Consider the following 15,207-nt stretch of genomic DNA (forward strand, 5'->3'; position numbering starts at 1 on the left):
TGTGCGGACCGTTCGCCGCCTGCGAACGGTCCGCACGCCCGTGGTCAGAGCTGGTTGATCGCGCGCATCGCCAGGCCCTCGGTGCCGGCCCAACCGTTCACCCGCGCCGCGTCGTCGTAGGAGACGGAGGAGAGGCCGTCGGGCAGGTCGAAGATGAGCGTGCCGTTGAGTTCGGTGCCCTCACCGGCGACCAGGGTGGCGGTGAACCGGTCGGACTGGTCGTACTCCGCCTCGCCGCCCTCGTCGTTACCGAAGACGTACAGGCCCGCGTACGCCGTGCCGTCTCCTTCGACGACGACGGGCTCGGTGTCCGGCTCTCCGAGCGTCTCGACGGTGGAGGCGTCGTTACCGGCCCCGAGCCGCACCAGCGGTGCCTCGTTGAGGACGCAGGGCTTCTTGTTGCCGTTGGTGACGGTCAGCAGGAAGTGGCGGGGGGTCTCCCCGGACGAGTCCTGCAGCTCGACCGCGGTGTTGAGGTCGGTGACTTTGCAGTCCTCGTAATCGGTGCCGTTGCCCCCGCCGGTTTCGCCGCCGCCCCCGGTCGTGTCGCCGGCCGAGCCGCCACTGCCGCTTTCGGTGGCGGAGTCGCCCGACGCCTCGGGACTCTTCGACTCGCTCTCCCCGGCCGACGCGGAGACCGACGGGGCGGCGTTGTCCTCGCCCCCGGAAGGCTCGCAGCCGGTAGCCCCCAGCAGCGCCGCGACCGCGGCGGCCCCCAAGAGGGTGCCGCGCAGGCCCTGACGTATCGATCCGACTCTCACTGTCTTCGAGTGCACGCTGTGTTCCCACTCCCCCGGGACCAGCCCTTACGACCGGTCGTGGCCTCAAGCTCTACACAGCCATTCTGGTTGTCGGCCCATCAGTCGGTCACCCCGGATCCGGGGCTGTTACAGCCCTCGGACGAACCGATGCCTTGGTGTGACAGAGCGTCAAATGAGCGTCGCCGGCGGGCGCCACTGCACCAGTCCGGGTCCGCCACCGTATGCCGTCTATCAGCTGCCGCCGGGCCCACACCGGCGGACGGCCCGGCTTGATGCCATGCGGCAGTAACGGCTCCAGCCGGGCCCACTGGCTGTTCGTCAGGTCACCACGATCCACAGCACGTGATCATTCACAACCAAGATCCACTTTCGCGATAGATCGCCCCTACGGGGTAATGTCCCGCGAGTGGAGATCGTGGAAATGACCTCGCTGGAACGTCGCCTCTGTCAGGCATTCCCTCGCGGCGAACCGATCGACCTGCGCCAGTCCCAGGACGAGAACCCCGAACAGCCCAGCGCCTGGGGTCCCGAACGGACCGTCCGCGCCGAGGTCATCCGCACCCTCCTCCTCGGTGGTCCGTCCGAACCCGGCGAGGTGCCCGCCCTCCACCTCACCGGTGCGCGGATCACCGGCCTCCTGAATCTTCAGCACGCAGAGATACCGCACCCCATCCGCCTGAACGTTTGCCACTTCGAGCAACCGCCAGACTTCCGCGGAGCGCAGACCCGCCAGCTTGATCTCAGTGCGTCCTGCCTCCCCACCCTCATGGCCACCGCCATACGCGTCGACGACGACCTCCGGCTCACTGGCTGCTGTATCCCCGGAAGCGTGCAGCTGGGCAGCGCACAGGTCTCCGGCGGAATCTTCCTCGACCGCGCCCGCCTCGGCGTCGACGGCGGGTGCGTCCTCCAGCTCAGCCATGCCTCCGTCGGCAACGACATCTGGGCACCCCAACTGGTGGCCCACGGCGAGATCCGCATCGGAGCCGCCCGCATAGAAGGCGCCCTTGATCTCGAAGACGCCCACATCAAGAACTCGGCAGGTGATGCCCTCAACGCCGCCCACCTGACGGTCGGGACCAGACTCAACGCGGGCGGCCTCGTGGCCGAAGGCCGCGTCAGACTCACCGCCACCAAGGTCACCGGCTGGCTCACCTTCATGGAGGCCCGGCTCCGCAACCCGGGCGGTGTCGCACTGGGCATCAGTAGCTGTGAGGCAGCAGGGTTCTCACTCTGGGACGCGGCTCCAGTCTCAGGCCACGTCAAAATGCACTACGCCAACTTCAAGGTCATCCACGCCAAGCCCGAAGTCTGGCCCGTCACGGTACGTCTGGAGGGCCTGACGTACGAGACCCTCGCCCCGCGGCTGCCGGCCGCACAACGACTCGCCCTGCTCGAGCGAGACGAAGACGGCTTCGTGCAGCACGCCTACGAGCAACTCGCGGCCTCGTACCGCCGCGTCGGTGACGACGCCGAAGCCCGTGCAGTCCAACTCGCCAAGCAACGCCGGCACCGGACCACGCTGCCCTGGTACGGAAAACTCTGGGGCTACCTCCAGGACGCCACTGTCGGCTACGGTTTCCGCCCCATTCGTGCTGTGGCCTGGCTCCTGGCTCTTCTGCTCCTCGGCTCAGTCGCCTACGGACTGAACCATCCACCCGCGGCCGAGCGGGGCAAAGGCCCGGAATTCAACCCCGTCATCTATGCCCTCGACCTCCTCCTGCCCATCATCGACTTCGGCCAGGAAAAGGCATTCACTCCGACCGGCCCTTACCAGTGGCTGTCCTATCTCCTGATCGCAGCAGGTTGGATCCTCGCCACAACCATCGCCGCCGGAGTGACCCGCAATCTCAACCGCCAATAGCCCGTCCTGCCTGCAAGCGAGGCGACCGTGTTGGTCGCAGTCCACAGTGAGGGGCTGTGACCAGTACCTTCGCAACAGGCCCTAGTGCATCAGCTCGGAGTGGGGGTGCTCTGGCGCTGCCGGACAGATGTAGAGCTGCTGGTCGTAGCCGCTGCCGATCTGGACGGCGGTCGGTTGCCTTGGAGCAGGGTTGGTCCCGAGGGGCGCGACGCGGGCATCGCGGGTGACGCGACCGCGGTCGTGCACCTCAATGCCTTGGGCGCGGAAGAAGTCGATCACGGCCTGACCCTCCGGCCCGGTGTGGCTGGAGGACGGACCGGTGTGTTCTCGGTCTTCGAAAACTTCGTTCGGGAGCCAGCTGCTGTCGTCGTCGCCCTCGAACGTGGCCATGGTCAGTAGGGCATCCATGTCGCTGCCGCAGGCAGGGCAGAGCCGCGGGGTGGGGTCGGTGGCGCCCCAGCGAGGCCAGCCGCCGACTTTCCAGCCGGGTGCGGCGGCCAACTCACGGTCGTAGAACTCCTCCGGGGACGACGCGTAGTCGTCCACATCGGTGACGGCTGCCTGCCATTCGCTCCAGGTCCCGAGCTGCTCCTGGAATTCCTTGCTCAACTCCAGGTGGTCGGGGTATTCGGTGACCTGCTCCGGGTTGAGCAGGCACGGCTCGGGCAGGTAGTTGTCGAACTGCATCGCGGGCGGCTCGGGGGGTGTGGTGAGGATGTCGGTGACCGTGGCTGCCGACCGCCAGAACAGCGCGGTCCTGGGCATGATCGGGTGATCGAAGGGACACCACAGGACTTGGAGCAGGTCCGCTCCTTCAGGCGCGTGCAGATCGGGCACGTCCCGCAGGTACAACTGGGCGACCGGCAGCATGGCTATGGACCCCTCGTACGGTGCGATGGCCACCCTCAGGGGAAACTTCCGAGGGGGGCGGATTCGCTCCAGGGCCTCTCGCTCCTGCGGGGTCAGGCCCCTGCCGCGCGAGGCGGCACGGATCTGCCGTTCCAGCCTCACGTCCGCTGGAGACAGAGCCTCGTTCATTCCGTCCACCACATGAGGGCCGTCGCAGTGCGGCCACGGCTCGTCGGCGGGCCATAGCAGCGGTCCGCCGATGGAACTGTCCTGCGGTGACGGAGACCCCGGGCGGGGGTGCAACCTAGTCGCCGTGCGCGCCAGCGGCGCCAGCTGAGGAAAGACCGCTGTGACGTCGAACGGCCGCGGTGGAGTGGTCGGAGTTCTGTTCACAGCCGCGATCTTGCCAACTCACTCTGACAACGCTCGCAGCCACCTCGGAGCAACCTCTCCCCCAGGCGAAACCCTGCAGGGTTGACCTGCACCTCTCAGGTACTCAAAACACTCGCTGAGAGAACCGTCAGATCATCGGGGCGCGCGCTTCACACGACAGACCGGAGAAGGCGAAGGAAGCCTTCAAGCACTGGCTCCTGAGAGCGCGAACCCGCCCTCCACGATGTGCCCAACACGGCCTGGCCACACGCATATAGGGGGCACGGACGTGTGAGGCGTGCGTCGGGTCGGACCGGGACACCCTTCCCTCCGGCACCGGGTTCGCTTCCGCCCGGAGCTCAGCTGACGTCCCCGCCATGCCGAGGCTTCGGAGCACCTGGTGGCACGAAGCACGCGGTGACTGTCTTGCCCGACGCCTGCGGATGCGTGGCCCAGCCGTCGGCGAGCGCGTCGACGATGGCCAGTCCGCGGCCTCCGGTCGTCGTGAGGTCTTCGGGCTGCTTGGCAGGGGGAAGGGGGTCGGAGTCGTGGACACTCACATGCAGGCAGTGGCTGTCCCAGGTGAGGACCAGCTGGGCGTCGCTGTGCGCGTGCACGTGCGCGTTGGTGATCAGCTCGGAGACACTGAGCAGTATCGCGTCCACTGTTTCGGGGGCGCTCTCGGTCCACTCCAGGGACATCAGGTGCCCCTGCGTCCACCGCCGACCGGCCCGCACCCCTTGCGACACCGGAAACGATTGCGCCCATCCCACCGCGCGCAGCGACGTGTTGTCCTTCCCCATCGGTCCTCCCTCACTCCGCTCTCTTCCTGCCCTCCTACCCCCGGCTTCGAAGGGCACCCCGGAATCCTCGTCACAGAGCCCGGCCGACGTCCCGAAGCCGAAGCGGAAACGAGGTCTGCCCTTCGGATGTCAGGGCACACGCACATCACCCCCTTCGAGAGGAGCACACCATGACCGGCATAGCCGCAGCCGTCCTGTTCGCCATCGCTTTCCTGATCAACGCAGCAGACATCACCACCAACGACGTCTTGTCCTCCGTGAACCTCATGCTCCTGGGCCTGACACTCCTTGCCCTGCACACCGCCGGAATCGGAGCCGGCCGCCGCCGCCCCTCCCGCAGACGCTGACGGCGCCGGCGGGACCCGGCGCGGGAGAGCGCTCATCAAGCCTTCTCCGTCGAAGTGCGCCCTGTGGCATCGGGTCACCGTAGGAGTGCGTCGAGAACCGTGCGGTCCCAGGACCTGTTCTGAGTCCGGATCACGGGAGTGTCCGGCAGACGCCGGCATACCCAACCTCTTGTCAGACACCGCTGTTTGTCAGACACCGCTGTTACGTTGGCGCGAGGATCTTGATTCGACCTCCGGAGAGGGCGTATGTACGACGAACGGCTCGCCGAGTTCTCCCGCGAGCGGCTGGACGGCCGTCCGGTACCCGACGATCTGCGCGTGCTGCTGGTGGCGCAGTGGGAGGGCCGCACCGACTTCACCCGCCTGCTCGACCTCGACTTCTTCGAGTCGGGAGAGGTCCACCCGCTCCTGGACACCAGCTATCTGAGCGAAAAGGAACGCGCGGACCCGGAGATGCAGGCCGTCAACGCCGCAGCCGCGGAGATGGCCACGTACGTCAAGCTCGTGGCGAAGGGCGGAAAGGGGTGGATCGGCTACTGGCTGCACCCCGACGAACCCGCGGACCGTGCCTGGCTCCTCGTAGAGCTGGACACCGAGTTCACCTTCTGGAGCCCGGTCGGCCTCACCCTGGCCGAGGGGGCCGCCGCCGAGCGGGCAAGCTACCAGGATGAGCCCGACGAGCGAATCGCGTTCACACAACTGGCCGCCGAACTCGCCGAGCTGGGCCTACCGCTGGGCACCCAGGACTACGACGCCCTTGATGACACCGAGTACAGGGTGGTCCCGGAGAAACTCATGGAGGAGCTGACCGAAGCCGAACGCGAGAAGCGCGGTCTTCGCTGAGCGGGAGACGCCGGCGCCCTGGTGCCACAAAGGCCCGCCATGCACCCGGAACCTCTCCAGTTGGGCCCGGTGCAGTGTTCGTTCGAGTCGAAGTTGGGCGTGAGCGTCCGAACAGGCTACCGGCGCGCGGGGGCTGTGGCTCCGGTGGCCGCCGGCTCTTCTGGCAATTCGTCGGCGATCAACGGCAGGTCGGTCTGCTCTGATCCGACTACGCTGGTGGCGTTTTCACACTTGAACGAAGGACACAAATGGCTCGCCCTTACAACCCCGGACCGAAACAGTTCGTCTTCGCTGTCGGTGATGGCAACGACCAGCAGGTCTCCGTAGGCGACCCTCAGGAAGCGTACGTAGCATTCTCCGCGTTCTTCCGAAATCGAGATTCTGATACCTACACCATCGAAGATGAACCCGCGAGCCAAAGCTTGGTGCTCATGCCCGGTCAAGGTGTGATCGCCCGGATCGAGGCGGCGGCGGATCAGTCTCGGACGGAATACCTCCAGGTCGATAGGGCCAATCGCTACCTGCCGAGCGCGATGCTGTTTTTCGAGAACGGATATTCCGGCCTCGACTACTTCGGCCAGTGGTTCTCGGACCTCGCGGACCTCGACGCGTCACCGGAGACTCGCGGTGCTACCCGCGCCGCCACGTTCACGACCGAAGCCGCGGCAATCGAAGAAGTCGGTCGGATCTGGGGAGATTCGGGCATCGTAGACCCGAGCGACCAGTACTACGTCTTCTTCGACTCGCATGATGTCGGCGATGACCGAGCTGAACGAGCCGAACTGCTCAAGTTGATCGAATTCCTCGGTATCGAACGAGTCGACGCCCCGGCCGAGGCCGCCGATGGCGAAGTCTGGGTGCGCACCGACACGCGCCTCGACGCCGAATTTGAACGGTGGTCATGAACAGATGGTTCGGGATGGGGCTGCAACATCGCCCAAGGTCTGACTCGACCATGACGGGCCTGCTCGCTCCGGGTGGCGTGGGTGTACACGAAAGCGGCTGGTCAGATCGGTGTAGGCAGGACTCGCCAGTCCCTTCTGATGGGGAAGACTGAGTCCATGAGAGACATAGTCTTCACGCGCAGGAGCGGCTGGATCCCGAACGTGATCCGCGAGGCCGGTGAACTGAAGCTGACGCTCGGTGCCGGGGCCGACGCCAACCATGAGCCTCGCACGTTCACGTTCTCGATCGGGGAAGCCCATCTTGCGGTGATCCGGGAGGACCTGGCCAGACACCTGCTGCTGTGGAGTGCGGTCCTTCCCCTGTGCGACGCCGCCGGCACCCGGGACCGGCTCGACGAGAACGCTGCCGTCGCACTCCTGGACCCGATCCTCCTCTCCGCGCCCGCGGACGTCGACGCGCTCTTCCAACGCATCCAGTGGGACAGGGGTCGGCTCATCGCCCATGGGGCTGACATCGATCTGCTCGAGCGCGGTCAGGTCTGCGCGGCGATGGGCGCGGCGACAGAGACGTCCAACGGGAAACGAGCTCAGGAGTACCACGCGAACCGCCGTCGCGCCGAGCGCGGAGCAGTACTCGGTCCACTCGACGCCGCGATTCTGAGGTACACGGGCCAGTACCTGCACGGTGCGACGATTCCGAAGCGGATGCCCGATGCCGTCGCCCCCGCGCTGCTGCCGGAGGTCATGCGTGTGATCGCCACCGCGGAGCAGGCATGCGCCGGGATGCGGATCGGCCGCGATCCGCGACGGGGCAAGCGCGCCACGGACAAGCGCGACTGGGACCGGATGGCGACGACGGTCGACGCGGCCGTGCGCCGTGCACACCCTGAGCTCGTCGATGACGCGGTGCATACCGTGAGCTTCCTGATGTGCTCGGAGGCCACGGACCGCTCCAGGAGCACGCCCATGGAGGATGACGAGGAGGCTGCCGACACCCGCGCCGACTTCGGCGAGAGTGCAAGGAAGACGATCCTGTCGTTCACCGACGACAAGGGCGTCGAGAAGAAGTGGATCCAGGACAATCACCGCACTGCCACCGCGGAATTCTGGGAGTTCGTCGGCGATCGCTCTGCCGCGGACAACGAAGTGTTCACCATCGAGGACGAGGAAATGGGCGAAGGGATCCAGCTCCACTTCTACGCGGACTCCATCGCCCGGGTCACGACGGTGCACGAGGGTGAAGGCGGCGGGTCGGATCCGGAGTACCGGGTCGAGTACAGCCTGGTCGACGGGATCGGCGGGTACCGGACCCTGGTGAGCGCCTTCGTCCGCGGCGGCTGCGCCGCACTCGAACAGCACGGCTCTTGGATCTCGGATGCCGCTGAGTTCGAGCGCGCGCGCCGGCGGCGCGACGCCAAGTAGTCCGCCGATGCTTGCCCTCACCGGTGCTACCCGCCGCTGGGAACCCAAACGGCTCCGGCTCCGACTGTTCACCAGCGCCGCCCGACTCGTAAGACGACCACTGCCCCTCCGCTCCTGGACCTCGCCCGCGAGTATTCGCTCCTTGTATTTCCAGAGCTTCTCCCGCTCCTCCCACATCAGATTGTCAGCCAGCTTGTTCACCTCTTCCCACGCGGTAGACCCGCCCGGCAGAAGGCGCCCCTGACTCGTCGTGCGATCAACCCACGCCATCGGATTCCGGCCGGTAGACCCGAAGGCACCGACAACCACAGCAGAGCTCTGCCACAATCCCTGCCAGGACGAACTACTCGTCCCCATCGGCTTGCGAGGAAGGATCAGCAGTGGCGCAGAGCCGCAAGGGGCATTACCGGGCAGCGACTTACGTCAGGCCTACAACGGTCTCCCGACGCATGAAGAAGCCCGCCACTTGGGTCGTGGTGACTCTTGCAGTGGTCGCCATTGCCGCCTGGAACACCCTCTTCGGCGGCGGTTCCGATGCTCCCGCTACAACACCCAAGCAGACGACTCCCACTGCCCAGGTGTCGCCGGCCCGATAGGCCGAGCGCTCAACCCCGCTCGGGACGTACGGTACTACCGTCCTTCCTCCGCCAGAGTCTCCCTGGCCATGTCTGGGGCTTCCGGTCTTCTGCAGCAGAAGGCGTCAAGTCCTGCTCTCTGTCGTCCTGTTCCACGCGGATTCTCTTCCACACCTCCTTCCACTGCCGCACCTGGTCCTCAGGTACTCCGCACGCCGACAAGTACGTGGGGATCGCAGTCCATGTACGCGGAAGCGTCTCGCGATTCAGCAAGTTGCTGACCGTGCCGTCCGCAATCTTGCGGCCCGATCGTTGGCTGATCGCCTTCTGCGACAGCCCGGACACCACCCGGACATCCCCGAGCCGCGCGATGAACCCCTCGGCTGTCCGGATACCACCGGGCGAGGGCCAGGCGCGGAGGGACGGATCCGGGCCACCGGACGTACTGACGGGAGAGTCCGGGTCGAACGCTCGGTTTCGACCGAGAGCCAGTCGGGCTCCCGTGTTCCGATTTCTGGCCTGTGGCTCGGGGCGCGACTGAGCGGCCAACGACACCCTCAGATGCCGATACACCGCGTCGAGCTCCAGCAACTCGGGACCGCCGACTATTCCACTGCGCAGAACTTCCAGCAGTTGCCCGGTGAAGGCCGTGTAGGTCTCACCTGGCGGAGCGAGAGCGGCACTCGTTTCCGAGGATGCGGCCAGAAGGTAACTCCCCTCCACTGAAGCGTGATCGACCAGCTTCGGGGGGCCGCCAGCCATGGTGCCCAAGGCGAGTCCGCTGAAGCAGCAGTCCAGCAGGAGAACCTGCCGTTCCGAGCGCCCCGCCAGGACTGCCTGGCGTAGCCACTCATAGTGGACAGACGACTCCGGCCAGTCCTGCTGGGATTTGGGCAACGCCAGCTGCAAACGGCTTTGCAGATCCACCAGGCCGTGTCCGGCGTAGTACACCAGCAGGGTGTCCCGGGCCTCCAGGGAAGCAGCCCGCAACGCGGCCATCACCTCGTCGGTGGACCCGGGGTTCGCCAAGATCACACAGTGCTCCGGCCGCAGCCCCCATGAGGTGGGCGACGCGAGCGCTTCGGCGAGTGCGGCCAGATTGTTGGTAACGGCCGGCAACGGCTCAAGGTGATCGAATCGGCTCGATCCGATGAGGACGGCACGCGATGCTCCCGGATCAGGCAACACACTCACTCGCCTCAGCTCTCCCCGCTCTGTCCGTCGTCCAGGACACGGATCACACGCCGCACCTCGTCGTCGCTGCAGTTGGTGAGCGCGATGGTCGTGTCGTCCCTGGTGATCGTGATCTGCGGGCTCTGCGGTCGAGTCCGCTTCCAGGCGATGACAGCCATCACGAATGAGGCCGCACTCCAGCCATTCTCGGTAACCATCTTGATTACTTCCAGGGTCGCCCCCATCTGCCCCGGCTGAGGGTGCCCGTCCGCTTTCACCTCCGAAGTGGAGGACCGCCGTACGGCTGCGTCGTTCCGCAGCCAGGCATGCAGCGACCGCAGTTCGCCCGCACCTTGCTCCATACGCAGATCGACGTGCATTGACGCCTCCTGACTCCCGATCTGCTGTCCTACTCGGACCTGCCGATACATCGTCGTTCAAAGTCCCGGCGGGCGAGGACATTTCCCCGGAACTTCCGCATGGTCAAGGCCAGCCAGGAGGGGCGTGACCGCCGAGGGCGCCACCACCGGCGACGGCCCCGCGCCCCCGCCGCCGACACGGCCGGCTCCCAACGCGGGGGCCGTCGCGGACTCCGTGCGTCGGTCAGTACAGGGTCCAGACCTGGTGGCCGCCACCGGTGGCGGCCCACTGCTGGAGGCCCGTGCCGGGCCCGGTGGACGAGCGCCGGCTCAGGCTGAACTACGCGCACGTCAACTCCTGACCTCGTGAGGGTCTGCCGCACGATCGGGTGACATCTGAAGTGACCTGTCCTGTAGGGCAGGTGGAAAGAATGTCGCTGCGCCCGTCGTGGACACGTCGCGTGCTGTGTACTGCACAGCGATCGTGGGTCGCAATTTCGGTCCCGGAAATTCGTCCGGGCGCTTGGACGGCACCAGATCGCCGGCTCGATAGGGCGAGGCGGGGCGGCAGGCGACAACGCGGTCGTGGAGTTCTTCTTCAGCCTGCTGCAGAAGAACATCCTCGATCGTCATAACCACACCGGCCCTCCAAGCCGCGTTCCCGAACCCGTCTCCCAGCCCTGCAGCAGACCCGACCGTCCGGCATGATGCTCCCTTCAGCTACGCACCGAGGGGGACCACCTATGAAAAATGACGAAGTCGCGGACCTGACGAACTTCCTCCAAGCTCGTATTGACGAGGACGAAGCTGGGGCACAGGCCGTGAAGCCCGACTCGGCCGAGGGCACCGCAGGGCTGAAGGCCCGGGTTCTCGCAGACATCTCCGCCAAACGTGGTGTCCTGCGCTTTGTGGAGCAGATGCAGCAGGACGCAGAGCAGGACGACTTCATGGTTCACCGTCCCGCCATGATTGTGCTCTCTGCGACTGCGTTCCCGCTCCGCCATCTCGTTGCGGCATACGCCTCACACCCCGACTTCCGGCCTGAATGGTTGCCGAACGAGGAGGAAGTCGAGCCGGACCCGAAACTCAGTCGCTCCGCCCGGGCATAGGTCGCAGGACTTACAAAGAGATCAAGGCCCGTCACGGCTTCACGCGATGGCGGGCCTTCACTCCCCTGTCACCCTCGGCCGGCACTCGCCGGCATAACGACGCGTTCGGCCAGGCCGCGTCAGGCGTGGCCGAGGAGTTCCTCGCGCCGGGCCAGCGTCCAGGGGCGCTAGTCGTCACGGTCAATGGGCAGCCTCCCGTGGTCACCCATGTCATCGCCTTCGCCCGGCGGTCTCCCGCGCCGCGGATGGCGAGGTGAAGGGCAAGTTCCTCGGCCGTGCAGGTGGGCTACAGCCGCTGCCCACGTTCGAGTTCACCAGCGAAATCACCGGCGGCGCCACTGGAGGTCGGCGGCGAAGGCCAGCTTCGATAGACAGGCGAACGCTCCCCAGGGGCCATCGTGCTCGTTCGGCACCACGGGCCTATCACCGAGTTGCTCGCGGGTGACATCCCCTAGGCAAACATCGCCGCGCAGCATCGCTGACCCAGTCCTGCCCAGAACTGGGCTCTCTCACTCGGTGCGGCCGGACATCACTCCTACGTGACGACAGACGCAGCCCTACCCGAAGAACGACAGACGAACGTGACGGTTTGCATTATCGCGATTCGTATCCACCAACCTCCGTTAAGGCAACCCTGAGGATAGCTGGCCACACCAATGAGAGATTGGTTGGGATTCGACTCTCCGGGAAGCTGCCACTGCTGATCCGCGAGGCACGCACATCGTTCAGACCCGAGCTACTGTGCTGACCACCCTCGCCGTAGGGCTGGACGTGATAAAGACCGTCACGTGCGAACAAGCGGCACTTCGTAGGAGTTCGACTCGGCGGACAGAGTCATCTGCCAACGATACGGTCGCGCTCGTCCTGGGATCTCTCGGCCTCGCGGTCGACCTACGCTGCAATCCAACGACGACACGACAGAACGGTCTTCCCCTCAGCGCACCGCGGGACGTCAGGGAAGCGCGACGAGGGCCGTGGCGTGGTGTCGAGGCTCATGTCCTGAGCGCATTCCGCGATCGTCCGTGCGGGACAAGCGGAGCCACTGGTGAAGGGTTGACGACCGGTCGGGCCATGTGGTTGTGGCCGTTGCTTGGAGTAGCGCAAAGATCCGAAACCGGCCGGCCGTACCCGGATGGCGGCTAACGTGGATGTGACGGATCACCTGAATGCTGGGGGCGGCATGGGACTGGCGAACGAAAAGATCATTTCCCAGGTGGAGGACCTGCTGCGGGGCATGGTCGTCATTCCCTCCATCCAGCGCGACTTCGTCTGGATGCGGCCTGACGTACGTGATCTCTTCGATTCGCTCTACCGGGGCTATCCGGTCGGCGCCCTGCTGCTGTGGAAGACCGGCCTGAGCGTCCCGTTCAAAACTGCCGCCGTCGTCCAGACCGACAAGACGACGCACCAACCCCTCTATCTGCTGGACGGACAGCAGCGGCTGACCTCCCTCGCCTGGGTCTACCGACCTCAGTCGAAGGCCGACGGTCGGCACATAGACCTGCGCTTCGACGTGCGTACCGAAGAATTCGTCACCCCGAGCGCCGTGCAGCGCAAGGATCCGCTCCTGATCCCGGTGTCGACGCTCCTGCAGGAGAACGTGCAGTTCTATCCGGTCCTGATCAAGGCCGGGGTGTCCCCCGACGACCCGGACTTCGGCACCTGGATGCAGCGGCTGCAGAAGGTGAACAACATCCGGTATCACCAGATCGCCGTCATCACCTATGAGTCCGACGATTACGAGGAGGTCGCCGAGCTCTTCGCCCGGCTGAACAAGGGCGGCCGACGGCTGTCCAAGGGCGATCTCGTGTACAGCGCCATCGCGGCCCGTTGGTCCGCCGGCCTGGACACCATGGATGCCTTTCACCAGGAACTGCGGGACAGCGACTTCGACCTGAACAGGGAAGCCGTCCTGCGCCTCATGAGCCTCCTCGCGGGCACCGGCGCCCATCACATCAAGCTCATCGGAGCGGAGGTGGACGAGACCGCGCTGAAGGAGGCATGGCACGCCACCGAGAGGGCCCTTCGCTTCGCCATCGACTTCCTGAAAGGCGAGTGCTCGATCCCCCGGTCCGAGATCCTCTCCTCGCCGAATGTCACGATCGTGCCTGCCCTGCTACTCCACCATCGGAGCGGCAAGCTGCGTCCGGGAGAGGCGCAGCTGCTGCGTCGCTGGGTGTACACGGCTATGGCCTTCAGCCACTACTCGCTGCAGGTCGAGGGCAAGCTCGACGCGGAGGCCCGGCTGATCAGGTCCCGTGCCGGGGAGGACCTGTTCGCCGAGCTCATCCGTCGTGCCTCCGGCCCCCGCTCCCTGGACAGCGCCCTCCACCCTAGGGACCTGGAGCAGAAGTACTCCACGCACGCCTTCTTCAAACTGCTCTACATCGCCGCGCTGCGGGACAGGGCGCGGGACTGGGCGACCAACATCGCCATCAACGATCAGCCGATGAGCAGCGGTTCCAGGATCGAGTTCCACCACGTGTTCCCTCGCGCCCGGGTCCAGGGGACGTACGCGAAGGAGGAGTGGAACAGCCTCGCCAACCTGGCCTTCGTCACCGGTCAGACCAACAAGATGATCTCCTCCGGGCTGCCAGCCGAGTACATGGCGGGCATCGCGCCGGAGCGCCTGGCCGAACAGTGGATCCCCAGCGACCCGGAGCTGCGGTCCCTGGACCGGTTCCCCGACTTCCTGGCTGCGCGCAGGAGCCTGCTGGCCAACGTCCTCAACGAACTCCTGGGTCTGCCCGCTTATGCCGGGGGGACCATCCGTCAGGACTCCGACGAGATGCCCGCCGACGAGACCGTGATCGCGGAAGATCCTTCCGCGCCCGCACTGGTCAAGGCAGACGTGCAGGCGTTGCGCACGGAGCAGGGCGTCGAGTTGCACGCCGTCTACGAAGGTCGGCGCACCACCGCCTACTACGATCCGCCGTCCCGCACCGTGACGATCCCCTCCGGCCCCGGCCGCGGCGTGTACGAGTCCCCCAGCGGGGCGGCGGTAGCCGTGGTGCGGGCTCTCAACCCGCACGTCAACCCGAACCGTAACGGGTGGTCGTTCTGGACCGTCACGGCCACGGGGACGCTCCTGCAAAGCATCCGGTGACGGACGGCAGCCACGGCTGTGCACGTTGTCTGCTGCCCGTCCTACGTCAGACATCTCGATCAACAGCCCGGGGATTCGCTCGTTGCACTCCACGGCCATCACCCGATCGGTGGCCAACTCGAAGAAGCTCAGTGTTCAGCATGGATGCAGGTGCCGTATCACCACCAGACCAAGAACCCGTCGGCAGCCTCACTCCGGGGGCAGTTGGCGCGGCCGGACTTGCTATCTACAGTCCGCAAAAAGTCGGCGTTCTATCCGAGGAAACTCAACCGCACCCGCCGCTCCGCATTGTCGACGTTCGTGTCCACCAGGCAGACCGACTGCCACGTACCGAGCTCCAGCCGCCCCCCGATCACCGGCAGCGTCGCATGCGGCGGGACCAGCGCGGGGAGTACGTGGTCGCGGCCGTGGCCCGGGCTGCCGTGGCGGTGCTGCCAGCGGTCGTCGGCGGGGAGCAGGGTGTGGAGGGCGGCCAGCAGGTCGGCGTCGCTGCCCGCCCCGGTTTCCAGGACGGCGATTCCGGCCGTCGCGTGCGGCACGAAGATGTTGAGGAGGCCGTCCCGGCCGTGGGCGGCGGCGGTGAGGAACTGTTCGCACTCCGCCGTCAGGTCGGTGACGGTCTCGGCCGTCCCGGTGGTGACGGTCAGGACGCGTGTGGTGAAGGTATCCGGCATGGTGCCATTCTCCCTCTCACGCGCTGGGATCGCGCGTCCACAGAA

At 66.2% G+C, this 15,207-nt stretch carries 14 protein-coding genes and 2 pseudogenes; 9 read left to right on the plus strand and 7 right to left on the minus strand.

All coding sequences use genetic code 11. The features are described from left to right. Positions 1-44: 44 nt before the first annotated feature. Positions 45-776, minus strand: a complete 732-nt coding sequence (locus tag OG230_RS04315; RefSeq protein ID WP_328908784.1) for a DUF4232 domain-containing protein — start codon at positions 774-776, stop codon at positions 45-47. Between the two features lie 91 nt (positions 777-867). Continuing rightward, positions 868-1,098, minus strand: coding sequence for a transposase (locus OG230_RS36370; RefSeq protein WP_443051493.1), 231 nt, complete (start codon positions 1,096-1,098; stop codon positions 868-870). A 69-nt stretch (positions 1,099-1,167) separates the two neighbouring features. On the opposite strand from OG230_RS36370, the gene OG230_RS04325 reads away from it, so the two are divergent. Next, positions 1,168-2,625 (plus strand): membrane-associated oxidoreductase, encoded by a 1,458-nt coding sequence (locus OG230_RS04325; RefSeq protein WP_328908785.1) that lies wholly within the window; start codon positions 1,168-1,170, stop codon positions 2,623-2,625. Between the two features lie 81 nt (positions 2,626-2,706). Here the strand turns inward: OG230_RS04325 and OG230_RS04330 are convergent, their stop codons facing one another. Continuing rightward, positions 2,707-3,528, minus strand: a complete 822-nt coding sequence (locus OG230_RS04330) for a hypothetical protein (RefSeq protein WP_328908786.1) — start codon at positions 3,526-3,528, stop codon at positions 2,707-2,709. A gap of 677 nt (positions 3,529-4,205) precedes the next feature. Continuing rightward, the gene (locus tag OG230_RS04335) at positions 4,206-4,649 is read right to left on the minus strand and encodes an ATP-binding protein (protein ID WP_328908787.1); all 444 of its coding nucleotides are present in this window, start codon (positions 4,647-4,649) and stop codon (positions 4,206-4,208) included. 170 nt (positions 4,650-4,819) lie between these two features. On the opposite strand from OG230_RS04335, the gene OG230_RS04340 reads away from it, so the two are divergent. From OG230_RS04340 to OG230_RS36375, 5 genes and pseudogenes are all read left to right on the plus strand, one after another. Beyond that, positions 4,820-4,996: a hypothetical protein gene (locus OG230_RS04340; protein ID WP_328908788.1), complete on the plus strand. Its 177-nt coding sequence runs from the start codon at positions 4,820-4,822 to the stop codon at positions 4,994-4,996. A gap of 246 nt (positions 4,997-5,242) precedes the next feature. Next, complete coding sequence (locus tag OG230_RS04345) at positions 5,243-5,839, plus strand: hypothetical protein (protein ID WP_328908789.1); 597 nt, start codon at positions 5,243-5,245, stop codon at positions 5,837-5,839. Between the two features lie 248 nt (positions 5,840-6,087). Continuing rightward, complete coding sequence (locus OG230_RS04350) at positions 6,088-6,744, plus strand: DUF6357 family protein (protein WP_328908790.1); 657 nt, start codon at positions 6,088-6,090, stop codon at positions 6,742-6,744. Positions 6,745-6,900: 156 nt separating this feature from the next. Then, on the plus strand, positions 6,901-8,166 hold the full coding sequence (locus tag OG230_RS04355; protein ID WP_328911303.1) for a DUF6357 family protein: 1,266 nt from the start codon (positions 6,901-6,903) through the stop codon (positions 8,164-8,166). A 4-nt stretch (positions 8,167-8,170) separates the two neighbouring features. Next, a pseudogene (locus OG230_RS36375) lies at positions 8,171-8,410 on the plus strand (hypothetical protein); the annotation flags it as partial. 361 nt (positions 8,411-8,771) lie between these two features. On the opposite strand, the gene OG230_RS04360 reads toward OG230_RS36375, so the two are convergent. Continuing rightward, entirely contained in the window at positions 8,772-9,935 is a 1,164-nt protein-coding gene (locus tag OG230_RS04360; RefSeq protein ID WP_328908791.1) for a caspase family protein, read from the minus strand. A gap of 5 nt (positions 9,936-9,940) precedes the next feature. Continuing rightward, positions 9,941-10,294, minus strand: coding sequence for an effector-associated constant component EACC1 (locus OG230_RS04365; RefSeq protein WP_328908792.1), 354 nt, complete (start codon positions 10,292-10,294; stop codon positions 9,941-9,943). Between the two features lie 447 nt (positions 10,295-10,741). Between OG230_RS04365 and OG230_RS04370 the strand changes: the two are divergent. From OG230_RS04370 to OG230_RS04380, 3 genes and pseudogenes are all read left to right on the plus strand, one after another. After that, positions 10,742-10,903, plus strand: a pseudogene (locus OG230_RS04370) (IS3-like element ISAar45 family transposase); the annotation flags it as partial. A gap of 113 nt (positions 10,904-11,016) precedes the next feature. Beyond that, the gene (locus tag OG230_RS04375) at positions 11,017-11,382 is read left to right on the plus strand and encodes a DUF6221 family protein (protein WP_328908793.1); all 366 of its coding nucleotides are present in this window, start codon (positions 11,017-11,019) and stop codon (positions 11,380-11,382) included. A 1,180-nt stretch (positions 11,383-12,562) separates the two neighbouring features. Beyond that, a complete protein-coding gene (locus OG230_RS04380) occupies positions 12,563-14,488 on the plus strand; it encodes a GmrSD restriction endonuclease domain-containing protein (RefSeq protein ID WP_328908794.1) in 1,926 nt (641 codons plus the stop codon). Between the two features lie 251 nt (positions 14,489-14,739). On the opposite strand, the gene OG230_RS04385 is transcribed toward OG230_RS04380, so the two are convergent. Next, positions 14,740-15,162 (minus strand): YjbQ family protein, encoded by a 423-nt coding sequence (locus OG230_RS04385; RefSeq protein WP_328908795.1) that lies wholly within the window; start codon positions 15,160-15,162, stop codon positions 14,740-14,742. Positions 15,163-15,207 lie beyond the last annotated feature (45 nt).

The sequence above is a fragment of the Streptomyces sp. NBC_00234 genome, from assembly GCF_036195325.1.
GTDB lineage: Bacteria > Actinomycetota > Actinomycetes > Streptomycetales > Streptomycetaceae > Streptomyces.